Annotated in this window: 19 protein-coding genes and 2 pseudogenes; 19 read left to right on the top strand and 2 right to left on the bottom strand. The window is 62.6% G+C overall.

Translation table 11 applies throughout. The features are described from left to right. Nucleotides 1-51 precede the first annotated feature (51 nt). The 10 genes from AC3D25_RS18940 to AC3D25_RS18895 all read left to right on the top strand — a co-directional run bounded on the left by AC3D25_RS18940 (nucleotide 52) and on the right by AC3D25_RS18895 (nucleotide 12,919). Nucleotides 52-1,554 carry a UbiD family decarboxylase gene (locus tag AC3D25_RS18940; protein ID WP_488889993.1) on the top strand — a complete coding sequence of 501 codons (1,503 nt, stop codon included), beginning with the start codon at nucleotides 52-54 and terminating at the stop codon, nucleotides 1,552-1,554. After that, nucleotides 1,547-2,167 carry a UbiX family flavin prenyltransferase gene (locus tag AC3D25_RS18935; RefSeq protein ID WP_488889992.1) on the top strand — a complete coding sequence of 207 codons (621 nt, stop codon included), beginning with the start codon at nucleotides 1,547-1,549 and terminating at the stop codon, nucleotides 2,165-2,167. Before AC3D25_RS18940 ends, AC3D25_RS18935 begins: the two co-directional genes overlap by 8 nt. Beyond that, a complete protein-coding gene (locus tag AC3D25_RS18930) occupies nucleotides 2,164-5,187 on the top strand; it encodes a xanthine dehydrogenase family protein molybdopterin-binding subunit (protein ID WP_488889991.1) in 3,024 nt (1,007 codons plus the stop codon). Before AC3D25_RS18935 ends, AC3D25_RS18930 begins: the two co-directional genes overlap by 4 nt. After that, nucleotides 5,184-6,005, top strand: a complete 822-nt coding sequence (locus AC3D25_RS18925; RefSeq protein WP_488890466.1) for an FAD binding domain-containing protein — start codon at nucleotides 5,184-5,186, stop codon at nucleotides 6,003-6,005. The genes AC3D25_RS18930 and AC3D25_RS18925 overlap by 4 nt, the downstream gene beginning before the upstream one ends. Continuing rightward, nucleotides 6,002-6,547 carry a (2Fe-2S)-binding protein gene (locus AC3D25_RS18920; RefSeq protein WP_488889990.1) on the top strand — a complete coding sequence of 182 codons (546 nt, stop codon included), beginning with the start codon at nucleotides 6,002-6,004 and terminating at the stop codon, nucleotides 6,545-6,547. Before AC3D25_RS18925 ends, AC3D25_RS18920 begins: the two co-directional genes overlap by 4 nt. Next, nucleotides 6,540-8,111, top strand: coding sequence for an AMP-binding protein (locus AC3D25_RS18915; RefSeq protein ID WP_488889989.1), 1,572 nt, complete (start codon nucleotides 6,540-6,542; stop codon nucleotides 8,109-8,111). Before AC3D25_RS18920 ends, AC3D25_RS18915 begins: the two co-directional genes overlap by 8 nt. A 6-nt stretch (nucleotides 8,112-8,117) precedes the next feature. After that, nucleotides 8,118-8,924, top strand: a complete 807-nt coding sequence (locus tag AC3D25_RS18910) for an enoyl-CoA hydratase/isomerase family protein (protein WP_488889988.1) — start codon at nucleotides 8,118-8,120, stop codon at nucleotides 8,922-8,924. Between the two features lie 30 nt (nucleotides 8,925-8,954). Continuing rightward, a complete protein-coding gene (locus AC3D25_RS18905) occupies nucleotides 8,955-10,682 on the top strand; it encodes a GMC family oxidoreductase (RefSeq protein ID WP_488889987.1) in 1,728 nt (575 codons plus the stop codon). Nucleotides 10,683-10,778: 96 nt separating this feature from the next. Next, nucleotides 10,779-12,155 carry an MFS transporter gene (locus AC3D25_RS18900; protein WP_488889986.1) on the top strand — a complete coding sequence of 459 codons (1,377 nt, stop codon included), beginning with the start codon at nucleotides 10,779-10,781 and terminating at the stop codon, nucleotides 12,153-12,155. Between the two features lie 62 nt (nucleotides 12,156-12,217). Next, on the top strand, nucleotides 12,218-12,919 hold the full coding sequence (locus AC3D25_RS18895) for a sterol desaturase family protein (RefSeq protein ID WP_488889985.1): 702 nt from the start codon (nucleotides 12,218-12,220) through the stop codon (nucleotides 12,917-12,919). Here the strand turns inward: AC3D25_RS18895 and AC3D25_RS18890 are convergent. After that, nucleotides 12,916-13,836 (bottom strand): LysR family transcriptional regulator, encoded by a 921-nt coding sequence (locus tag AC3D25_RS18890; protein WP_488889984.1) that lies wholly within the window; start codon nucleotides 13,834-13,836, stop codon nucleotides 12,916-12,918. The genes AC3D25_RS18895 and AC3D25_RS18890 overlap by 4 nt on opposite strands. A gap of 146 nt (nucleotides 13,837-13,982) precedes the next feature. Between AC3D25_RS18890 and AC3D25_RS18885 the strand changes: the two are divergent. From AC3D25_RS18885 to AC3D25_RS18875, 3 genes and pseudogenes are all read left to right on the top strand, one after another. Beyond that, nucleotides 13,983-14,222: pseudogene (locus AC3D25_RS18885) on the top strand (cupin domain-containing protein); the annotation flags it as partial. Between the two features lie 1,172 nt (nucleotides 14,223-15,394). Then, nucleotides 15,395-16,057, top strand: a complete 663-nt coding sequence (locus tag AC3D25_RS18880) for an HAD family hydrolase (protein WP_488889983.1) — start codon at nucleotides 15,395-15,397, stop codon at nucleotides 16,055-16,057. Nucleotides 16,058-16,081: 24 nt separating this feature from the next. After that, nucleotides 16,082-16,312: pseudogene (locus tag AC3D25_RS18875) on the top strand (hypothetical protein); the annotation flags it as partial. A gap of 85 nt (nucleotides 16,313-16,397) precedes the next feature. Here the strand turns inward: AC3D25_RS18875 and AC3D25_RS18870 are convergent. Beyond that, entirely contained in the window at nucleotides 16,398-17,360 is a 963-nt protein-coding gene (locus AC3D25_RS18870; RefSeq protein WP_488890465.1) for a LysR family transcriptional regulator, read from the bottom strand. A gap of 121 nt (nucleotides 17,361-17,481) precedes the next feature. On the opposite strand from AC3D25_RS18870, the gene AC3D25_RS18865 reads away from it, so the two are divergent. The 6 genes from AC3D25_RS18865 to AC3D25_RS18840 all read left to right on the top strand — a co-directional run bounded on the left by AC3D25_RS18865 (nucleotide 17,482) and on the right by AC3D25_RS18840 (nucleotide 23,681). Beyond that, the gene (locus AC3D25_RS18865; RefSeq protein ID WP_488889982.1) at nucleotides 17,482-18,648 is read left to right on the top strand and encodes a mandelate racemase/muconate lactonizing enzyme family protein; all 1,167 of its coding nucleotides are present in this window, start codon (nucleotides 17,482-17,484) and stop codon (nucleotides 18,646-18,648) included. A gap of 164 nt (nucleotides 18,649-18,812) precedes the next feature. Continuing rightward, entirely contained in the window at nucleotides 18,813-20,159 is a 1,347-nt protein-coding gene (dctA, locus tag AC3D25_RS18860) for a C4-dicarboxylate transporter DctA (protein WP_488889981.1), read from the top strand. Between the two features lie 157 nt (nucleotides 20,160-20,316). Further along, entirely contained in the window at nucleotides 20,317-20,457 is a 141-nt protein-coding gene (locus AC3D25_RS18855; RefSeq protein ID WP_488889980.1) for a hypothetical protein, read from the top strand. Between the two features lie 485 nt (nucleotides 20,458-20,942). Beyond that, nucleotides 20,943-21,869: a DnaJ C-terminal domain-containing protein gene (locus AC3D25_RS18850; RefSeq protein ID WP_488889979.1), complete on the top strand. Its 927-nt coding sequence runs from the start codon at nucleotides 20,943-20,945 to the stop codon at nucleotides 21,867-21,869. A 6-nt stretch (nucleotides 21,870-21,875) separates the two neighbouring features. After that, the gene (locus tag AC3D25_RS18845; RefSeq protein ID WP_488889978.1) at nucleotides 21,876-22,214 is read left to right on the top strand and encodes a chaperone modulator CbpM; all 339 of its coding nucleotides are present in this window, start codon (nucleotides 21,876-21,878) and stop codon (nucleotides 22,212-22,214) included. A 318-nt stretch (nucleotides 22,215-22,532) separates the two neighbouring features. Further along, entirely contained in the window at nucleotides 22,533-23,681 is a 1,149-nt protein-coding gene (locus AC3D25_RS18840) for a peptidyl-alpha-hydroxyglycine alpha-amidating lyase family protein (RefSeq protein WP_488889977.1), read from the top strand. The last annotated feature ends 45 nt before the right edge of the window (nucleotides 23,682-23,726 follow it).

Genomic DNA, 23,726 nt, shown 5'->3' with positions numbered 1-23,726 from the left:
CTTGCTGCGGCGCTTTAGCCGGGAAACGCAGGAGATTCGATGGAGACGCAGATGAAAACTCGCGATGCCGCGCCCCACGGCACCTTTCCGACCCGGCCTCTTCCGTGGGTTTCGAATCGTTCAGAGACGGAAGCGCTCACGCTGCGCGACTGGCTCGCGCATCTCGCTAAGACGAGCCGGCTGGCGACCATCGACCGGCCTGTTGCGCTCGAACACGAACTCGCCGCGATCGCCAAGCGGCTCGACGGCACGCAGGCCGCTTTCTTCACGCAGCCCGGCGGCAAAAGCGTACCGGTGGTCTCCGGCTTCATGTCGAAGCGCGGCTGGATTGCGGAAGCGATGGGCGTCGAGGAATCAGGCGTGCTCGCATGTTTTTCGGCGGCGGCTGCCCACCCGATCGCATCAAGGGTGGTCGATCAAGCGGACGCGCCGTGTCAGCAGATCGTTCAGACGGATGGCGTCGACCTGCACGCGCTGCTGCCGATTCCCACGCACAGCGAGCATGACAACGGTCCGTACATCACAGCAGGTCTCGTTATCGCGCGCAATCCGCGCACGGGCGTGCAGAACGTGTCGATCAACCGCATCCAGGTGCATGGCCCCGACCGCATGGCGATCCTGCTGCTGCCGCGCCATCTGCACGCGTTCCAGAAAGCCGCCGAGGAAGCGGGCGATGCGCTCGACGTTGCGGTCGCCATCGGCGTCGATCCGCTGACGATGCTCGCTTCGCAGGCGATCACGCCGATCGATCACGACGAGCTGGAAATCGCGGGCGCGCTGCATGGCGCGCCGCTGCCGGTCGTGAAATGCGTGACGAGCAATGTGCATGTGCCGGCGTTCGCGGAGATCGTCATCGAAGGGCGCATTCTGCCGAACGTGCGCGAGCCGGAGGGTCCGTTCGGTGAGTTCCCGAAGTACTACAGTGCGAAGGAAGCGCGTGAGGTGATCGAAGTGACGGCGCTCACGCATCGCCGCGATCCGGTCTTTCATACGATCGTGCCCGCCGAGATGGAACACCTGCTGCTCGGCGCGATTCCCCGCGAAGCGACGCTGCTCGCGCATCTGCAACGCAGCCATCCCGGCGTCACGGACGTGCATCTTTCGGTCGGCGGCGTGTGCCGCTATCACCTCTGGGTGCAGTTCGAAAAGAAGCGCGAAGGCGAAGCGAAAAATGTGATCCTGTGCGCGTTCGGCGCGCATTACGACATCAAGCAGGTCGTCGTGGTCGATACCGATGTGGACGTTCACGATCCCGCCGAAATCGAATGGGCGATCGCGACGCGCTTTCAGGCGGATCGCGATCTCGTCGTGATCGAAGGCGCGCAAGGTTCGCCGCTCGATCCATCGACGACCGTCGGTCAGCCGGCGGACGCGCCGCCGCATCTGCAAGGCGTAAGCGCGAAGATGGGGCTCGACGCGACGCGTCCGGTGGTCTACCCGGAGCATGTTTTCACACGCGTGCGCATTCCCGGCCAGGATACGGTCGATCTCGCCGCACTCGTCGCCGCGGACAACGCCGCGTTCGACGCCTACCTGAGCCGCGATCATGGCTGAGCGCAATAAGTCGCGCATCGTCGTCGGCATCTCGGGCGCGAGCGGCGCCGCGATCGGCGTGCGCCTGCTCGCCGCGCTGCGCCGGCTCGGCACGCACGAGACGCATCTGATCGTGTCGGCGTCGGGCGCGGTCACGGCAGCGCAGGAACTGGGCGTCGGGCGCGGCGACCTCGATGCGCTCGCGGACGTCGTCCATAACGTGCGCGACATCGGCGCGGCGGTGGCAAGCGGCTCGTTCCTGACCGACGGCATGGTGATCGCGCCATGTTCGATGAAGACGCTCGCCGCCGTCGCCAACGGTTTCGCCGACAACCTGCTCACGCGCGCCGCCGACGTCATGCTCAAGGAGCGCCGCCGCCTCGTGCTGGTCGCGCGCGAAACACCGCTGAACCTCGCGCATCTGCGCAACATGACGCTCGCCACCGAGATGGGCGCGATCGTGATGCCGCCGGTGCCCGCGTTCTATGCGCATCCGAAGACGATCGACGACGTGGTCGATCACACGGTCGGCCGCATTCTGGATTTGTTCGGCATCGAGCACGCGGAGATCGCGCGCCGCTGGAGCGGTCTCGCCGACGAGTTCGCGAGCCGCGACGAAGGAGCCACGCGATGAACCAGCGCGAGACCGCTATCGCCGATATCGACGCTCGCGCGGCGCGGGAACCGCAGGCCGTGCGCCACGTCGGCCGCTCGATGCAGCGCCTCGAAGATCCCGCGATCCTGACTGGACGCGGACGTTACGGCGACGACATCGCGGTGAAGCCCGGCACGCTGCATGCCGCCGTGCTGCGCTCGCCGCACGCGCATGCGGAACTTGTCTCGATCGATGCGCAAGCGGCGTCGGAGCTGCCGGGCGTGCGCGCTGTCCTCACGCGCGACGATTTGCGCGCGTGGTCGCGGCCGTTCGTCGTCGGCGTGAAGTCGCCGATGGAGCAATGGTCGCTCGCGATGGACCGCGTGCGCTATGTCGGCGAGCCGGTGGCCGTGGTGATGGCCGAATCGCGCGCGCTGGCCGAAGATGCGCTCGATCTCATCAAGGTCGAATACACGATGCTCGATCCGATTACGTCGATCGAAGAATCGCTGAAGGACGATGCGCCGGTGCTGCATGAACGCGTCGGCACAAACGTGATCAGCGACCGGCATTTCCGCTACGGCGAACCCGAGGCGGCGTTTGAAAAGGCGGCGCATCGCGTGAAGTTCGTTGCGCATTACCCGCGCAATACGTGTGCGCCCATCGAATGCGGCGTGGTGATCGCGGAGTATCTGTCGGGCGACGAAGGCTACGACGTTACGTCGAATTTCATGGGGCCGTTCTCGCTGCACGCCGTGATGGCGCTGGCGCTCAACGTGCCGGCGAATCGTTTGCGTCACAAGGCGCCGCGCGACTCGGGCGGCAGCTTCGGCGTGAAGCAGGCGGTCTTTCCGTATGTCGTGCTGATGTGCCTTGCGTCGCGCAAGGCGAACGCGCCGGTGAAGTGGGTCGAGGACCGGCTCGAACACCTCAGTGCGGCGACTTCGGCGACCGCGCGTTTTTCCACGATCGAAGCCGCTGTCGAAAACGACGGGCGCATCACCGCGCTTTCATACGATCAGGTCGAAGACGTCGGCGGTTATGTGCGCGCGCCGGAACCCGCGACGTTCTACCGGATGCACGGCTGCCTGACGGGCGCGTATGCGATCCCGAACCTGGTCGTGCGCAACCGCGTCGTGCTGACCAGCAAGACGCCGACCGGGCTGGTGCGTGGCTTCGGCGGCCCGCAGGTGTACTTCGCGCTCGAACGGCTGATGCAGCGTATCGCGATCGAACTGAAGCTCGATGTGCTGGAGGTGTATCGCCGCAACTTCGTGCCCGCCAATGCGTTTCCCTATCGCGCGGCAGCGGGCGCGTTGCTCGACTCGGGCAACTATCAGGAAGGTTTGCGCCGCTCGCTCGCGGACGGCGGCTACGACGAACTCGTCGCGCGGCGGGAGGCGGCACGCAACGAAGGGCGGCTTTACGGCATCGGCTTTGCTGCGATTGTCGAGCCTTCCGTGTCGAACATGGGCTACATCACGACCGTGATGCCCGCCGACGCGCGCAAGAAGGCCGGGCCGAAGAGCGGCGCGATCGCAAGCGCGACCGTGAGCGTCGATCTGCTCGGCGGCGTGGTCGTTACGGTGGCATCGACGCCGGCGGGGCAGGGACACATGACGGTATGCGCGCAAGTCGTCGCGGATGTGCTCGGGCTCGATCCGAAAGACATCGTCGTGAACGTCGAATTCGATACGCACAAGGACGCGTGGTCCGTCGCGGCGGGAAATTATTCGAGCCGTTTCGCGGGCGCGGTCGCCGGCACCGTGCATCTCGCCGCGATGCGGGTGCGCGACAAGCTCTCGCGCATCGCAGCGAAGCAGTTCGGCTGCGCGCCGGAAGACGTCTGCTTCGATGCGGGGCGCATCTATCCGAAGGGCGCCGACGATCGCGCGGTGACGTTTCCGCGCGTCGCGAGCAATGCACCGCATTGGGCGCCCGCGCTCCTGCCCGAAGGCGAGGAGCCGGGCTTGCGCGAGACCGTATTCTGGACGCCGCCGAACATGGACGCGCCCGACGAGAACGATCGCATCAACACATCGGCGGCGTATGGATTCGCGTTCGATATGTGCGGCGTCGAAGTGGATCGCGCGACGGGTCGCGTGCGCATCGACCGCTATGTGACCGCGCACGATGCAGGCACGTTGCTGAACCCCGCGCTCGCCGACGGCCAGATTCGCGGTGCGTTCGCGCAGGGACTCGGCGCGGCGCTGATGGAAGAGTTCCGCTATGGCGCGGACGGCAGCTTCCAGTCCGGCACGCTCGCCGACTACCTGATGCCGACCACCTGCGAAGTGCCCGATCCGCTGATCGTGCATCTGGAGACGCCGTCGCCGTTCACGCCGCTGGGCGCGAAGGGTCTTGGCGAGGGCAACAACATGAGCACGCCGCCATGCATCGCGAATGCGGTCGCCGATGCGCTCGGCGTCGACGATATTCGCCTGCCGCTCACGCCGTCGAAAGTGATGGCGCTGATCGGCATCGACGATCCGGAGCCGTCGCGGCCCGAACTGCGCGACGCGCCCGCAAAGAAAGCCGCTACGCCGGGCGGCAAGGCGCTGACGGCACAGGGCACGGTCGATTTGCCCGCGACGCCCGAAGCGGTCTTCGCCGTCTTGCTGGACCCGCAAGCGCTCGCGAAGGTCATCCCCGGCTGCCACGCGCTCGAAGAGACTGCGCCGAACGAGTATCGCGCAGATGTGACGGTCGGCGTCGGCATGATCAAGGCGCGCTTCGAGGCGCGTATCGGCTTGTCGGAGATCGACGCGCCGCATCGGCTGCGGCTTGCGGGCGCGGGCATTTCGCCGCTCGGCAGCGCGCGCGGCAACGGACTCGTCGAACTCACGCCGACAGACCACGGCACGCGGCTTTCGTACGACTACGAAGCGCAGGTGTCGGGCAAGGTCGCGGCGGTCGGCGGACGCATGCTCGAAGGCGCGGCGAAAGTGGTGCTCAGGCAGCTCTTCGAATCGCTCGGACGACAGGCGGCCGGCAAGCCCGTGCACGCAGGCGGTTCATGGCTATCGCGCTTCATCGCGCGCTTCAGGAGCCGCGCATGAAGCCCGCGCCGTTCGACTATCTGCGCGCCATGACGACGCACGATGCACTCGATGCGCTCACTGAGTTCGGCGAGGACGCGCGCGTGCTCGCGGGCGGTCAGTCGCTGATGGCGGTGCTCAACATGCGGCTCGCGCAACCGCGCGTGCTTGTCGATGTTTCGCGAACGCAAGAACTGAACGCGGTTCACGTCGACGACAAGGCGGGACGACTGATCGTGAGCGCGGCGGCGACGCAGGGCAGCGTCGAATGGCGCAAGACGCTGCGCGACGAAGTCCCGTTGCTCGCGATGGCGTTTCCGCATATCTCGCATTTCCAGATCCGCAATCGCGGGACGGTGTGCGGTTCGATCGCGCATGCGGACCCGAGCGCAGAACTGCCGCTCGTGCTCGCCGCGCTCGGCGGCGACGTTACCTTGCGTTCACGGAAGAAAAAGCGCGTGCTCGCTGCGCAGGACTTTTTTCAGGGCATGTTGATGACGGCGCGCGAACCGGATGAACTCGTCGAGTCCGTGAGCTTCCCGCTAAGGAAGCCGGGCGAGCGCTACGCGTTCACCGAATTCTCCGCGCGTCACGGCGACTTTGCGATGGTCGCGTGCGCGGCGATCGTGACGGACGACGCGATCCGCATCGCGGTAGGCGGCGTCGCGGACCGGCCAACGGTCGAACGCTGGCCGCGCCTGTCGGGCGACGACCTGCGCGGCGCACTGAACGATTTGAGCTGGAAGCTGGGTGCGCAGGACGACGCCCACATTAGCGCGAAGTACCGCCGCCATCTGGTTCGGCAACTCGGATGGCGCGTGATCGAGGAGGCGAAGTGAGCAAGACATCGATGAACATCATGCGGCGAGGCGAAACGCAGCGTATTACGCTGACGCTCAACGGCCGCGAGCGGAGCGGCCATTGCGAACCGCGCGAACTGCTGTCGGATTTCATCCGGCACGAACTCGGGGCGACCGGCACGCATGTCGGCTGCGAACACGGCGTATGCGGCGCATGCACGGTCCATATCGAGGGCGTCGCGGCGCGCTCGTGTCTGATGCTCGCCGTGCAGGTGCATGGGACGCGTGTCGATACGGTCGAGGGTCTCGCACCCGATCAGACGCTCGGCGACTTGCAGCAGGCGTTCCAGCGGCATCACGCGCTGCAGTGCGGCTTCTGCACGGCGGGGATTCTGATGTCGTGCGCGGACTATCTGCAACGCGTGCCCGATCCGAACGAGGACCAGGTGCGCGAGATGCTCTCGGGGCACATCTGCCGATGTACGGGCTATACGCCCATCGTCAAGGCGGTGCTCGACGTGGCCGCGCGCCGCAGCGGTCGCACTTCCAGCGAACAAGGCGCGGAGGTCGAGCATGCTTGATCTCGGCCGCACCTTCCTGCAAAGCGTCGAGCGTAGCCCGCATGCGCTTGCACTCGTCGACGGCGACTTGCAGCTTACCTACGCACAGTGGCATCGCGTCGTTCTGGACGTTGCCGATGGCTTGCGCGAACTGGGTCTCGCGCCTGGCGACCGACTACTCGTCGTGCTGCAGAACCGCTGGGAAATGGCGACGCTGCACTGGGCCTGCCAGATGGCGGGTATCGTCGTCGTGCCGCTCAACTGGCGCGCCAAGCCCGACGAACTCGGCTATTGCGTGACCGACGCAGGCGTGAAGGCAATCGTCTACGAGCCGGTTTGCGCGGATGCCGTCGTGCAAAGCAGCGCGGCGCAGAATGTACCGCGTATCGGACTCGACGATGCACAGGGCCGTACAACGTCCTTCGATGCGCTGCTCGTCGAACGCGCGCACGCAGGCGAAACGGCCCACGCGAACGCCGACGACGTCTCGCTCATGCTCTACACCTCGGGCACGACGGGCAAGGCGAAGGGCGTGCCGCGCCGTCACCGGCACGAACGTGCGGGCGCGCTCGCACACGTCGCGCAGAACCTGTACCGGCAAGGCGAACGCACGCTCGGGGTGATGCCGCTCTATCACACGATGGGCGTGCGCTCGCTGCTCTCGATGGCGCTCGTCGATGGTCTCTTCGTCTGTATGCGGCGCTGGAATGCGCGGGCCGCACTCGACTCCATCGCGAAGCACAGGCTCACGTGCCTGTATCTCGTGCCGACGCTGTATCACGACCTGCTCGGCAATTCCGACTTCGCGAGCATCGATACGTCATCGGTGACGAAGCTCGGCTTCGCAGGCGCGTCGATGAACGATGGCCTGCTCAAACGCCTCTCGTCCGCGTTCGAGCCGGAACTGTTCGTCAATCACTACGGCTCGTCCGAGGTCTACACGTTCAGCATCGACCAGGACGCGACGAAAAAGCCGGGCAGCGCGGGACGCGCGGGCATCAACACGCGCCTGCGCGTCGTGAAGCTCGACGCGAGGTCGCCCGACGATCTTGCGGCGGCGAACGAGGAAGGCCAGATCATCGCGGACCTGTTAGGCGACGAAGCGTTCGAAGGCTACTGGAACCGCCCTGACGCCAACGCGAAATCGCTGCGCGAAGGCTGGTACTTCACCGGCGACACCGGCTTCTTCGACGACGACGGCGACCTGTACGTCTCCGGCCGGGTGGACGACATGATCATCAGCGGCGGCGAGAACATCTCGCCGGTCGATATCGAATCGGTGCTCTCGCTGCATCCATCGGTCGATGAAGTGGCCGTCGCGGGCGTGAAGGATGAGCGCTGGGGCCAGCGCGTCGTCGCGTTCATCAAGCGCCGCGATCATGTCGATTCAGCCGCGCTCGACGCATGGTGCCGCGAGTCGGACCTCGTCAATTTCAAGCGGCCGCGCGATTACGTATTCGTCGACGCCATCCCGAAGTCGCCGGTCGGCAAGATCCTGCGACGCAAGCTTTCCACAGGCGAATATCAACGCGATGACGGTCCGTCCGCATCCGCTGCACACCGCACCGAAACCACGAAGGAGTAATTCAACATGACCGACTTGACCCATCGCGGGCAGGCCCTGCTTCAGGATCTCGACGGCTTCTCTATCGAGATCGACGCCGAGCGCGAGCGCGCCGACATCATCCTGCATCGCCCGCCCTTCAACGTGATCTCGATGCACGCACGCGACCAGTTGCGCGCCGCGTTCGAAGCGCTAGACGAAGATGAACGCGTGCGCGTGATCGTCGTGCGCGCGAAGGGCGAACACTTTTCGAGCGGTGGCGACATCAAGGGCTTTCTCGAAGCATCGCCGGAGCATGTGTCGAAGCTCGCCTGGAATATCGCCGCGCCCGCGCGCTGTTCGAAACCGGTGATCGCGGCCAATCGCGGCTTCTGCTTCGGCGTGGGCTTCGAGTTGTCACTCGCTTGCGACTTCCGCATCGCGACCGAGACCACGTTCTATGCGCTGCCCGAGCAGAAGCTCGGGCAGATTCCCGGCTCGGGCGGATCGGCGCGACTGCAGCAGATGGTCGGCATCGGCAGGACCAAGGACATCGTAATGCGCTCGCGCCGCATTCCGGGCAAGCAGGCGTACGAATGGGGCATCGCGGTCGAGTGCGTGCCGGATGCCGAACTGGAAGCCGTCACCGATGCACTGGTCGACGAGTTGCGCACATTCTCGCCGCTCGCGCAACGCACGGCGAAGAAGCTGCTCAACGATTCCGAAGATACGCCGCTCTCGATCGCGATCGAACTCGAAGGGCATTGCTACAGCCGGCTGCGCACGTCGGACGATTTCCGCGAAGGCGTCGAAGCGTTTCATGGCAAGCGCAAGCCCGCGTTTCGCGGTTCCTGAGAAGCCAGCAAGAGACGAGGAGACAGGCACATGGAACGTTTCGATTACGTGATCGTCGGTGGCGGATCGGCGGGATGCGTGCTCGCGCATCGGCTGTCGGCGGTGCCGTCGCTGCGCGTCGCGTTGATCGAGGCGGGCGCCGATACGCCACCGGGTGCGGTGCCCGCGCCTATCCTCGACAGCTATCCGATGCCCGTCTTTTGCGGCGATACCTACATCTGGCCGGATCTGAAAGCGAAGGCGACGAAGACATCGGCGCCGCGCGTGTATGAGCAGGGCCGTGTGATGGGCGGCGGGTCGAGCATCAACGTGCAGTCGGCGAATCGCGGCCTGCCGCGCGATTACGACGAGTGGGCCGCCAACGGCGCGCCAGGTTGGGCGTGGGACGACGTTCTGCCGTATTTCCGCAAGCTTGAGCGCGATGTGAATTTCCCCGCTGGCGAGCTGCATGGCAGCGATGGTCCGGTGCCCATCCGCCGCATCATGCCCGAGGACTGGCCCCCGTTCTGCCACGCGTTCGCCGATGGGCTGCGCGCGAACGGCTTCGCCACGTTGCAGGACCAGAATGCCGAATTCGGCGACGGTTTGTTCCCGGGCGCGTTCTCGAATGTCGACGATAAGCGCGTGTCGACCGCTGCCGCGTATCTCGACGAGACGACACGTAAGCGGCCCAATCTCACCGTGTATCCAAACCTGCGTGTCGAGCGAATCGTGATGGAAGGGACCGCTGCTCAGGGCGTGGTCGCCGTGGCCGCGAACGGCGAGCGCGTGCATCTGGACGCCGATGAGGTCGTTATATGCGCGGGCGCGCTCCAGTCGCCCGCCTTGCTGATGCGCGCGGGCATCGGCTCGAAGCATGAGCTCGACGAGTTCGGCATTGGATGCCTCGTCGATCTGCCGGGCGTCGGACGCAATCTGCAGGATCATCCGTCGCTCACGTTCTGCCATTTTCTCGAGCCGCGCTTTCGTATGCCGCTTGCTCGGCGCCGGGCAAGCATGACGGCGGCGCGCTTCACGTCGGGCGTCGCTGGCGGTGAATCGTCGGACTTGTATTTGTCGAGCGCGACGCGTGCCGCATGGCATTCGCTGGGCAATCGGCTGGGCCTCTTCTTTCTCTGGTGCAACCGGCCGTATTCGCGCGGCCGCGTGCAACTCGTTTCATCCGATGCAGCGGTCGCACCGCGCGTCGAGCTCAATCTGCTCGACGACCCGCGCGACCTCGACCGGCTCGCGATGGGCGTACGGCTGCTCGCGAAAGTCGTCGCTGCATCGGGCCTCGGTCACGATCAGCGCGATTTCTTTCCCGCGGCTTTTTCAGCGCGTGTGAAGGCGATGAGCCGGGTTGGCAAGGGCAACGCGCTGCTGACTTCGATGCTCGGCGTGCTGCTCGATACGCCCGCGCCGATCCGCCGCGTGCTGATCGAACGCTTCTTCACGCGCGGTCTCAGGATGTCCGCGCTGCTCGCCGATGAACGCGCGCTCGCGGACTTCATCCGGGCGAACGTCTTCGGCGTATGGCATGCGAGCGGCACATGCCGCATGGGCGACGCCCGCGACCGTAGCGCCGTGACCGATACCGAGGGCCGCGTGCATGGAACGCGAGGCTTGCGAGTCGTCGATGCATCGCTGATGCCCCGGCTGCCTTCGGCGAATACCAATATCCCGACCATCATGATTGCCGAGAAGATCGCCGACGCGATGGTCACAAAACGCACAGGCAGCGCATCGACGACGACGCCGCTCGCCGCCGCGCACTGACGAGTTTCTTTAACGGCAATAAGAGCACGCCAGAACTACGTGCCGCAAACACGGGGTCGATCGAGAGATGGCCCGGTGACATTCAAGGAGATGGAAATGTCCGTAGCAGCGCAAAATGGCGTCGCCGCACCCGCTGTCGATCAGCGACAGGTCATGGGCGCAGTGGCAGCTTCGTGTCTCGGCTGGGCACTGGATTTGTTCGATCTGTTCGTGCTGTTATATGTAGCGCCAGTGGTGGGGCGTCTGTTCTTCCCCTCCGAGCATGCGATGCTTTCCCTCGCCGCCGTCTATGCATCGTTCGCCGTGACACTGCTGATGCGCCCGCTCGGCTCCGCGCTCTTCGGCTCTTACGCCGATCGACGTGGCCGTAAAGGCGCGATGATCGTGGCGGTGGTCGGCGTCGGCTTGTCGACGGCCGCCTTCGGCCTGCTGCCGACCGTCGCTCAGGTCGGCCTGCTCGCGCCGATTCTCTTCCTCTTGCTGCGCCTCATCCAGGGCGTGTTCGTCGGCGGCGTGGTTGCTTCCACGCACACCATCGGAACGGAATCCGTCGCGCCGAAGTATCGCGGGGCGGTGTCGGGACTGATCGGCGGTGGCGGGGCTGGGCTCGGCGCGCTGCTCGCGTCAGTTACGTTCCTCGCGATGTCGGCGCTTTTCCCCGGCGAGGCGTTTGACGTATGGGGCTGGCGCTGCATGTTCTTCACCGGCATCATCAGTTCGGTGCTGGGCCTCTTCGTGTTCAACAGCCTCGAAGAGTCGCCGTTGTGGAGGAAGCTCGCCGCCGAAAAGGCCGCGAAGATGGCCGCGCAAGTCAACGGCGCGCCCGTCGAAGTTGTGCGCTCGCCATTGAAGACCTTGTTCTCGCGCGAGTATCGCAAGATCCTCTTCGTCAACCTGCTCCTCACGATTGGCGGCGGCAGCGGGTACTACCTGACATCGGGCTACCTGCCGACGTTCCTCAAGGTAGTTAGCCACGCACCCAACGGTGCGGCCGCGGCGATCCTGATGATCTGCAGCATCGCGGTGGTGGTCGCGTCGATCGCGGCAGGGCACCTGAGCACGTTCATCGGCCGAAAGAGCACGTTCGTGTGGCTCGGGCTGATCCGGCTCGTCGCGTTGCCCGCGCTGTTCCTGCTGCTGCCTACCGCGGACAGCATCACGATGGTCGGCGTGTATGCGGTGCTTCTCAGCGCGCTCGGCAGTGCCGGTTACGCGCCGATCCTCATATTTCTGAACGAACGCTTCCCGACCTCGATCCGCGCGACCGGTACAGGTCTTTCCTGGAACATCGGTTTCGCAATCGGCGGGATGATGCCGACCGCCGTGTCGCTCGTGGCGAAGGACGCGAGTCAGTTGCCGCTGACGCTCGCGATCTTCGTCGGCGCGATCAGCGTGATCTTTCTGATAGGTGCGTTCGTCGTCCCGGAGACACTCGGCAAGCTGGAAGGCGGCCCCGCCCGCACTCCTTCCTGATTGACTGAGCATGATCGCGGACGCCAACGGGCGCTCGACTTACACAACAGCCGGAGACATCGATGAGATACGAACAAGATGTTCGCGCGCGTTCCTACAAGTTTCGCGACGAGTATGTGGACGCCACGCCGTGGTGGTATCGCGGCGAAATGCACCTCGGCTTCACATTGCTCTTTACCGGTGGCGTGATAGCGTATTGCCTGATGCAGCTTCATGCGCCGACGCTCGTCGAATGGCTCGCGGTCATTCCGCTCTTTCTGTTTGGCAACTGGGCCGAATGGGCGGCACACCGCTACGTGCTGCATCGTCCGACCAAGTATTTCAGCATGATCTACAAGCGCCACTGCGCGGTCCATCACCGCTTTTTCACGCATGTCACGCTCGAATACAAGGGCCACCGTCACTGGCGCGCACTGCTGTTTCCGCCGTTCGCGCCGGTTGCGTTCGTGCTGGCGGCCGTGCCGTTCGCACTCGTGATCGGGTTTTTATTCTCGCGCAACGCCGGCTACATCGCGTTGTTCACGATGGCGGCGTACTTCCTGATGTACGAGGGCCTGCATACGCTCTCACACTTCACCGACAGCCCGTTCCTCGACCGTGTTCCGCTCGTCAACACCGTGCGGCGTCTGCATGCCACGCACCACGATCCCGAAGTGATGGCGACACAGAACTTCAACCTCACGTTCCCGATCTGCGACACGCTGTTCGGCACACGCAGCGATCGGCCGAGCAGTGCGCGCGAGCCGTTTGAGCGCGGCCGCTAAGGCGTGCGGTCGCCCGATAGACCGGTCGTCACCCGCTTAATCTCGTCGGTGATGATCGCGATGAGCGTCTGTGCGGCGGGACCGATCGGCCGCTTTGGGTGAGTGACCTGGATGATGTGCCGCACGATCGGCGGCGATGCGATCGTGTGGGCGCGCAGCACGCCTTCATCCACTTTGCGCTGCACGACGACGCGCGGCAGGATCGTCGCGATAGTGCCCTGTTCGACGAATTGCACGATCGCGCTGAGCAGATCGATTTCGAACTTGGGCTTGATGACGATATCGGCGGCCATCAGCGCAGCGTCGAGTGCGCCGCGCAGACCGTTCCGACGCGTTGGCAGCACGAGTTCCACCCCGGGCATGTTCGCGAGATCGATTTCCTGCGGCAAGTCGACGCCGTGGGCAGCACTGGTCACGAGCACCATTTCCTCGACCAGCAACGGCACGACATCGAGCGTGAGGCGGCCGCGCGGCTTGTTGATGATCGCGGCATCGAGCCGGCCTGCCTCGACTGCATCGATGAGTTGCGCGCTGAAGCCGTCGGCCACCGATACCTCCACTTGCGGAAAGAGCGCGTCAAACCTCGCGAGCGACTCCGGCAGCACGCTTTCCGCCTCCGACGCCACCATTCCCAGCGACACCCGACCCGTGACGATGACGTCGCGCCGGCTCAACTGCTCGCGCGCGTGGTCGATGTCACGGATGATCGGCGTGTACAGGCGATACATGAGGCGCGCCGCCTCGGTCGGCGCCATGCCGTGCGGCCCGCGTTCGAAGAGTGTCTGTCGCAGTTCGGCTTCGAGCTTCGAAATCTGCATGCTGAGCGCGGGCTGCACGATGTTGAGGCGCTTGGCTGCGCGTGTGACGGAGCCATCCTCGAAGAGGGCGATGAAATACTGGATTTGCTTGAGGTCCATGAGGCCCGATCAAGGTAAAGACGCCAGAGACTGCGAGTAGCCGCGGACCGAAGCGTGCGTGGATTCGATGCTGTAATCGAGGGTTGCACAGCCCGGTTCTACATTTTAGCCGCAGGTCACCTGTAGGAGACTCAGATCAGCCGCAGCTCGGCCAAATCCTCGTCGTGCTGAACGGCACAGGGTGGACGCAATGCGAGGGCGGTTCGCGGACCGAAATTCGCGCTGGCGCCATCGTGTCGTGTTCCTGCGGAAAGCGTCACTGGCATGGGGCGGCATTGACGACTGCAATGTCCCATCTTGCTATTGTCGAATCTCTTGACGGTAAGAACGTGGACTGGATGGAACCGGTCACGGATGAGCAATATTCGAGCGGCCCGCTGATAAGCGACGGACCGCAGGTTCGTCCTCGTCGGGTCGTTTCATATCCCAAGACAATGTGTCCTTGCCATAGCTCAGTTCCGTCGTGCAGACCGGTATAAAAGTCTCCGAGCGCGAGGAAAAGATTACCCGCTGGCCGCCGATCCAAAATTGGAATTCGGAGATGGCTGCGTGAGGCGCGTGGTGAAATTAGGTGCGACGTCGTTCACACCAAGCCGTTGTATCTACCGGGTGGAAAAATTCTTCTCTGCCGACAGAGATTCGATTATTAATGCGTCATCGTTAAAAATAGCAAAATAAAATGTGCAGAGAGCGCAGAATGTAAAATAAAATTCGCTTGCGGACATTCGCCCCAATCTTCTAATCGGTTCACTTTGTCGGCGACCGCCATCCTGAGCTTGGCGGCAAGCGGTCGAAATCGTTCTCGGGATGGACTACGGCACCGACGACACGGCACAGGTTGCGCCCGCTCGCGCGAACGTGGTTCGGATGGCGTTAGTGCGCGCAACGTCGGCATGGTCCGTGACGTCGGCGCGGACCCTGCAATCAGGCGCGCGCACGACAGCCAGCTTTTACTGATGCGGACACCCCGGGGCCGCCAGATAGGCTGTTTTGTCGGCTCATGCACCACGTCGATGCGGTTTCTACCGGAACTACCGTCCGGTAGGCGGGCATCGCCACGTACACAGTGCCAATCTTGCCGTGTCCGCACACGCATACGTGAAACGCGGCGGGTTCGAGCCCGTCGCGCTCGATGAAGACGTCGCGCTCGTCGCCAGCTTTGAACGCTCGGGTGCGCGTATTGCGTGGATGTCTACGCCGAAAGCGGTGACCAGCGCGCGGCCGGCTTTCCGCGCGCGCGGGTGTTTCGGGGGAACATTGATGCAGACAGGGCAGACGTTGCGATCGACGGCGAACGATGATGCACTCATCTTTCAACCCGCAAATGGAACGGAATAAATCGTCAGCGAGACGTCGGCCCGCGCTGTAGCCGTCCATGAGTGCGAACGACAAGGCTTTCTCTGCAATTCACCGAGCCTAAGGGAAGAAATACAGAACAGGTTTGCTCGCAGGTTCCGACGATCGCACGATATCCGACCGCCGACAGTGGTCGGCTCCGGCCTCCTAATGGAAAAAGTTGGCTTCAACTTCAACTTCAGTTTGTGAAAAGGAAAATGAAATGACGACAGCCGTGATCTTCGATGTTGACGGTACCCTTGTCGATTCCGTCGATCTACACGCGTGGGCATGGCAAGAAGCACTCGCGAAATTCGGACATACCGTAACGTTCAAGCAGGTGCGCGGCCAGATAGGAAAGGGCGGAGATCAGCTCATCCCCGTATTCCTGTCGGACGCCGAGCAAAAGGATCACGGTGAGGAGATGGAGGCTTGGCGGGGCGAGCGGTTTAAGACGCGGTATCTTTCCCTGGTCCGTCCGTTCTCCGCGGTGCCGGATTTGCTTCGACGCACGCGCGACGCTGGCCTCAAAGTTGCCATCGCGTCGTCTGCAAAGCGTTCCGAACTTCAGGTGTATCTAGAAATTGCCGGCGTTGCGGATCTGGTCGATCAGACGACGTCCTCCGAGGACGTCGAAAAATCGAAGCCGGCACCAGATATTTTCGATGTCGCCTTGCAAAAGCTGCAGGTCAATGCGCACGAGGCGGTGGCGATCGGTGACACGCCTTACGACGCCGATGCCGCGAACAAGGCCGGTATGCGCACGCTCGGAGTGCTGTGCGGCGGGTTTCCCGAGGCGGAACTTCGGAAGGCCGGGTGTAGTAGTGTCTACGCGGGACCGGCCACATTACTCGCGTGCTTCGACGAAACAATACTTGCGCGGTAACGGACTTGCCGACTACCTTCCGAGCGCGCGGCAGCGCGCACTCGTCGACTTCTAGCATTCTCGCGACGGCAGACGTTAGATCGAAAACCGACGGATGTGAATCGTCTCGTCCCCGGCATGCAGGATTTTATAAACAGATTCCTCGGTCCGTGCGTGCATGTCGAGGTGGTCGGCGCGGTCGGCCTTTGGTTGTCTAAGGTCGACCCTTCGCAATTGGAAAGCGCTCTATTGAATCTCGCAATCTACGCCCGCGAGAAGGGGACAAATTGATCGCGAAGAACCAACGGGTCGCTCGTTCGATGCACGCCAGTTACCGGCCAACATAAGACATCGTCACAACTCACCCGCGCGGACTTCGCTTCTTCCGTTCACGCGGCTCCGTACCCGTATCGACCGGGATGAAGGGTGCCTGGAATCGGCTAACCAGAAAATCGATAAAGGCACGCGCGCGAGCCGTCTGATTCTTTTGCCGCGGATAGTAGACGAACAGGTCGGCGGAAGGAAGGACCGTGTTCGGCAATACGAGATTGAGCCGACCGCTCTGCACGTACTTCGCGAGATCCCATTCCGATCGAATCAGTATGCCATGTCCTTCCAAGGCCCAACGCAGCACGATATCGCCGTCGTTGCTCGATAAAGCGCCCTTCACTTTGATTGCCTCGGTATGGTCGTTCACGATGTAACGCCATACCCCGTACGCGTCGTCGTTCTGCCGATGAATGATGCAGCGGTGTACAGCCAGGTCTTCGACGCGCTCGGGTGTGCCGTACTTTTCGAGGTATTTCGGGGACGCGCAGAGAAAGCGTCGATTGCTCATGATGCGTCGTGCGCTCAGGCGACTGTCGGGAAGTTCACCGAATCGGATCGCCATGTCGAAGGCGCCCTCGACCAAATCGACCGGCCGATCCGTCACTTCAAACTGTACCTCGACGCTAGGAAACCGCTTTGCGAACTCGGACACGAGCGGTGCGATGGTCGTCCGGCCGAATCCAAGCGTCGCATTGATGCGCAGAAGCCCTTGCGGGTCACGTCTTGATCCGGAAATTGCCTCTTCCATTTCGCGGACTTGCCCAACTATCTGGATGGCATATTGCAGATAGGTCTCGCCCTCGGGAGTCAGACTCACGCTTCGAGTGGTGCGGTTGACCAGACGTACGCCGAGTCGCTGCTCGATCACGCCGAGCCGCTTCGTTGCAGCCGGCGGCGACAAATCAAGCGCACGTGCGGCGCCGGACAAACTCTGAAGTTTCGCGAGAAGAATGAAAAACTCGAAATCGGTGGCGGTCTGAGTTTCAGTATTCACCGGATGTGAAAAATGTAATGAACAGAAGTGCAGTGTAGCAGCGTTTTTCACAGTTAAGCTTCGTCTCATATTGCTCCCGAAGGATCGCAATAATGTCCAGAAAACCCAGGAGACAAATGCCATGAGAATCGTTGAAATCCGCGAAAAAACCATTCCGATCAGCTCTCCGATCCGGAATGCCTACATCGACTTCAGCAAAATGACGCTGAGCCTGGTCGCCGTGGTGACGGATGTCATCCGGAACGGAAAACCGGTGGTGGGTTACGGCTTCAATTCCAACGGCCGCTACGGTCAGGGCAAGCTGATGCGCGAGCGTTTCATTCCGCGTCTGCTCGAAGCCGACCCGGCCACGCTCGTCAACGACGCGGGCGACAACCTCGATCCGCACAAGATCTGGTCCACGATGTTCACGAACGAGAAGCCAGGCGGTCACGGCGAGCGTTCGGTGGCGATTGGCACCATCGACATGGCCGTGTGGGACGCCGTGGCTAAGATCGAAGGCAAGCCGCTGTTTCAACTGCTTGCGGATCGCTATGGCAACGGTGCGCCTGACCGCAAAATTTTCGTGTACGCAGCGGGCGGTTACTACTATCCGGGCCAGGATCACGATAAGCTCAAGGACGAAATGCGCAGCTATATCGACCGTGGCTATACGGTCGTGAAGAAGAAGATCGGCGGCGCTTCGCTCGATGAAGATCTGCGCCGCATCGACTCCATCCTGAGCGTATTGGGCGACGGACAGAAACTCGCCGTCGATGCCAACGGCCGCTTCGACCTCGACACAGCCATCCAGTACGCGAAGGCGTTATCCCAGTACGACCTCTTCTGGTACGAGGAGCCGGGCGACCCGCTCGACTATGAATTGCAGGCCACGTTACGCAACTACTACGACAAGCCGATGGCGACCGGCGAAGACCTTTTTTCGATGCAGGACGCGCGCAACCTGATCCGCTACGGCGGCATGCGTGCGGATCGCGACTGGCTGCAGTTCGATTGCGCGCTGAGTTACGGTCTTGTCGAATATCTGCGCACGCTCGACATGCTTCGCGAGCACGGCTGGTCGCCGAAGCGTTGCATTCCGCACGGCGGTCACCAGATGTCGCTGAACATCGCGGCCGGCCTCGGCCTCGGCGGCAACGAATCCTATCCGGACCTGTTCCAGCCGTTCGGCGGATTCCCCGACGGCGTCAAGGTGGAACACGGCTACATCACGATGCCCGATCTGCCCGGCATCGGCTTCGAGGGAAAAGCCGATCTCTTTGCGGAGATGCAAAAGCTGTCCGCATAAGCCGTCAAATGGCCAGGCTCGCCGACAAAAGCGTCGGCGTAGCGTTCATAAAAACAGAAAAAAGGAACGCGGGCGAAATCAGTCCGTGCTCGCCGCAGCGGTGAATACCGCGGCGGTGGCTCGACTCGACTTTCATTAAAAGAAGCCACGCATAGGAGACAGTCATGCGGCTTTCGAAGATCGGAAAATCCCTCTCCAAGCTCTACGTCCAGGTTCTGATCGGCATTATTGCCGGTGTCCTGGTCGGCCACTTCTATCCTGAGATCGGTTCTCAACTTAAACCACTCGGTGACTTGTTCATCAAGCTGATCCGGATGCTGCTCGCCCCGATCATTTTCGCGTCGGTTGTTGTCGGGATTGCCCGGATGAATGACCTCCACGAGGCGGGTCGGGTGGGCGTCAAAGCCGTGCTTTATTTCGAAGTCGCATCGACCATTGCGTTGCTGGTTGGTCTCGTGGTCGTGAACATCGTCAGGCCCGGGAGTGGGATGAACATCGATCCCACGCACATCGACAGTTCGTCGATCGCGACCTACACTCATGCGGCCCAGCAGCATGGGATGCTTGAGTTCTTCATGAGCATCGTTCCGAACAGCATCGTCGGGGCATTCGCGAATGGAGATATTCTGCCAATCATCTTCTTCTCGCTGCTGCTCGCGGTCGCGCTCGCCAAGCTGGGTCCTCGCACTGCGCCGTTCGTCGACATGCTCGACATGTTCCTTCAAGGCATGTTTGGCGTGGTACGGATCGTCATGTATGTCGCACCGATCGGCGCCTTTGGCGGCATGGCCTTTACCATCGCCAAGTATGGGCTTGGCACGCTGGCATCGTTCGGTCAATTGATGGGTTGCCTCTATCTGACCTGTTTCATCTTCGTCGTCCTTGTGCTTGGCATCGTGATGCGAATGTGCGGGCTGTCGCTATGGAAGTTTCTCCGCTACATCAAGGATGAAATATTCATTACTCTCGGTACAGCTTCAACTGAAGCGGTGCTTCCGCAAATGCTCATCAAGATGGAGAAGCTTGGATGCTCACGACCTGTCGTCGGCATGGTATTGCCGACCGGCTACACCTTCAATGCCGATGGAACCGCGATTTACCTGACGATGGCCGCGCTATTCATCGCTCAAGCGATGAATATCCATCTGACGATCTGGGACCAGTTGCTGCTGCTCGGTGTGATGTTGTTGACGTCGAAGGGATCTGCAGGCGTAGCCGGAGCGGGATTCGTGGCGTTGGCCGCCACACTGGCGACCATGCACAAAATCCCAGTGTCCGGACTGGTGCTGTTGCTGGGTGTCGATCGTTTCCTGAATGAGGCGCGTGCAGTCACGAACCTGATTGGCAACGGTGTAGCGACCATCGTGGTGGCCCGGTGGGAAGGGGCGCTCGATATGGACCGGGCCCGTGCAATGCTCGACCGCAGTGATACGAAGGTCGGTGCGTTGGACGGGGCGGCGACTGCCGTGACGCCTTCGAACAATGCCATTCCTCGGCCCCACATCCATTGACCGTCCAGTCAACCCTATCTTGCAGGCGAATGGCTGATTCGACGCGTATTCCGCCAGGCGGCGCAGTGGCAGTCGATGAGTGCCGCGCCGTTCACAGTCGCTGTCAATCTCTCGACGACGACGACGATCCTCTAATCTGATGGGGAAAGGAGACGTTATGAAAGCAGTACGGATGTTGCAGGCGCTGGGCTTCGGGTTGTGTCTCGCGATGGTGTCGAGCACCTATGCCCGGTCACAATCGAGCGCATCGACGGCGACAGCGACCGCCGATTCGGCCGCGTCTGCGAAAGCAAGCTAGAAGAGCACGTGGAAAGCCGATCGGAAGCTTGGCTCCGACGTGCGCCGCGCGCTGAGCATGACCCGCGATATTACGGTGATGAACATTTTCGTGCGTGCGCGCAGCGGCGCGGTCACGTTGACGGGTTCGGTCCCGGACAATGCGCAGATCGAAGAGTCTAACTTTTAAGTGGTGGTGGCGCGATCGTTTGCGAGCCTGCCGTCTCGCCCGATGGCACCATTGCACCTGCGCTAGTTGTCGCTGCGCCGAGCATCGGGTATCCGCCTCCTTGAATTCTTCGCCTCGGCGATCCGCAACCCGCGTTCGCGACGTCGTATGCACGCGTCGCTGGAAATTTTGGCAAGAGCGGAGAATGCGAAACACGCGTTTATCCGCACCTGCGCCTGCCCGATGATCCCCGCATCCTTGTATATTGATGAGACAAACGGCGCGCCGGTCGACCTGTGCGTCGCTACGGGTCGATTGATCGGACGAAACGGGAAGACATGAAATACAAGGACTATTACGCCGTCATGGGCGTTGCGCGCACTGCAACCGAGGCAGAGATCAAGACCGCTCATCGCAAGCTCGCGCGCAAGTTCCATCCTGACCTGAACAAGGAAGCCGACGCCGAGGCCCGCTTCAAGGAAGTTGGCGAGGCTTATCAGGTTCTCAAGGACCCGGAAAAGCGCGCTGCATTCGACGCGCTCGGCACCGGTCTCAAGGATGGCGATGAGATCCGGCCACGTCCTGACGTCGGCGACGGCTTCGAATTTCGTGGCAGCGACTCGCAAGATGCTGAAGATTTCTTCAACGACCTCTTCGGTTCCCGAGCGCGACACGCGACCCGGCCGCGCGCGCCGGAATGGCCCGGCGAAGATCATCACGCACGGGCCGCAATTAGCCTCGAAGACACCTATAACGGCGCGCAGCGAACGCTCACGCTGCAAATGCCCCTCATCGACGAAGACGGGCACGTGAGCTACGAAACACGCACGCTCGACGTCTCGATACCGAAAGGCATTCTCGACGGTCAGCGGCTCAGACTCGCGGGTCAGGGCGGCGCCGGCATGGGTCAGGCGCCGCGCGGCGACCTGTACCTCGAAATCGCCCTCGAAGAACACAGGCGCTATCGCGTCGAAGGGCGCGACGTGACAATCGAGCTTCCGCTCGCCCCGTGGGAAGCCGCGCTCGGCGCCGAGGTCGTCGTGCCGACGCCGTCGGGCGAGGTCACCGTGAACGTGCCGGCCGGGTCCGCAGCCGGACGACGACTGAGACTCAGGGGACGCGGCATTCCCGGCAAGCAACCCGGGGATTTCTACGTCATGCTCGCCATCGTGCTGCCTCCCGCCGACACCGACGCGAAGAAAGCCGCCTACAAAGCGATGCACGAGGCGCTGGACTTCGATCCGCGCGCGCATTTTTATGGGTGACCCATCATGATCAAAAACGAGGCTGTCTATCTGCAGGGCGATGTCGTCGAGGAACACGTCGAGTTCACGCTCATCGAACTTTGCCGGATCACGGGCGCGTCCAGCGACGATCTCGCACGCTGGGTGGAGGAAGGCGCATTCGAACCGCAGGGCTCGCGCATCGAGGAATGGCGATTCAGCGGCACGTGTCTGCGTCGAGTGATCACGGCCCAGCGGCTGACCACCGACCTGGCGTTGAACGCACCCGGAGTCGCGCTCGCGCTGGATCTGCTCGATCAGATCGACGCGTTGCGCACGCGTCTCGCTCGCTACGGCGATCCGATCGATACCTCAGACGCGTCGTGATCGATGTGGCGGACGCGGAGACGAGAAACAGACGGTCAGGAAAAATGCGCAGCAGATCTCGAATTCGGTGATCGCAAAGCTGCACGAGATAGCGCAGTGATTGACGCGTTGTTGGCTCCTTCGAGACAGGTCAAATCAGCGTACCACTGAGCCATCGAATACCGGAGCCCCGCATCGCCGGTAAGGAAACTGGTGGGCATGCACCGAAAGGCGACTTAGCGATTAAGCGTTTTGTGCACTACGATTGTCTCTGTATGTCAGATACGTTGAGTACGCGAGTACCGGACAGGACGTGACATACCACACAGGAGACATCGGATGAGCGAGCAATATGGGTCGTTTTGCCCGTGCTGTGGCAATGCGGAGCATCGGGCAATGAGTCGCCGTACTTTCATGAGCCTTGTCGCCGGCAGCGCAGCCGGGCTCGTGATGCCGCCAGCTTTCGCCGACGCACAACCGGTGCCGTCGATTGCTTACGACTCGATCGCCGATCCCGTGCATTTGCCTAAAGACACCTACCTCGGCGAATGCTCCGGTGTCGCGCTCAACTCGCAGGGACACATCTTCGTGCTGTCACGCGGCAACTCGACTGGGCCAGCCTATGGCGCGGCCGCGGCGCAACTTCTGGAGTTCTCACCCGACGGGCGCTTCATCCGCGAGATAGGACGCAACCTGTATGCATGGTCGTTCGCGCATACGGTCAAGATAGACCGGCAGGACAACATCTGGGTGACGGACAAAGGCTCCGACATGGTGATCAAATTCACGCCGGACGGACGCGTCGCAATGGTGTTCGGCCGCAAGCAGGAAGCCGCCGACGAAGAAACCGCCCCGCTAAAGCACCCAAACCCGCCGCTGCCCGCCGAGCCTGGCCGCTTCCGCCAGGTGACAGACGTCGCGTGGGACGTGGCGGGCAACACGTACATCAGCGACGGCTATATCAACTCGCGCGTCGCAAAAGTGGATCGCGACGGCAACTGGATCAAGTCCTGGGGCGACCGCGGTACTGGCCCGGGGCAGTTTCATACGCCCCATAGCATCGCGCTCGACAGGCACGACAACGTCTATGTCGCAGACCGCAGCAACCGGCGCATTCAGGTGTTCGACACCGAAGGCAATTTCCAGCGGCAATTCACGATCGACGTTCCGGTGCCGCCTGATGCACGTCCGGCGATCGGCAACATGCCGGACGAAGCGGCAATCGCGGCCGGCACGTTTGCGCCAGGCTCGCCGTGGGCCATCTGCATTTCGCCCGGACCGAATCAGGTGCTCTATAGCGCCGACGCATTTCCAGGCCGTATCTACAAGATGACGCTCGACGGCAAGGTGCTCGGCGTGCTCGGAAAAGCAGGCAAGCAGCCGAAGCAATTCGGCTGGATTCATCAGATGGCGTGCCCATCGGAGAACGTACTGTTCGTCGCCGAACTGCTGAACTGGCGCGTGCAGAAGCTGGTTCTGCACGCCTGACCCGCGGTTGGTCAAGCTTGTTCGTCGCCCAGTGGTGCATGTCCC

The sequence above is a fragment of the Caballeronia sp. SL1002 genome (genome assembly GCF_057814995.1).
Note: the sequence above shows the minus strand (reverse complement) of the source record. Positions and strands in the feature narration are given on the sequence as shown.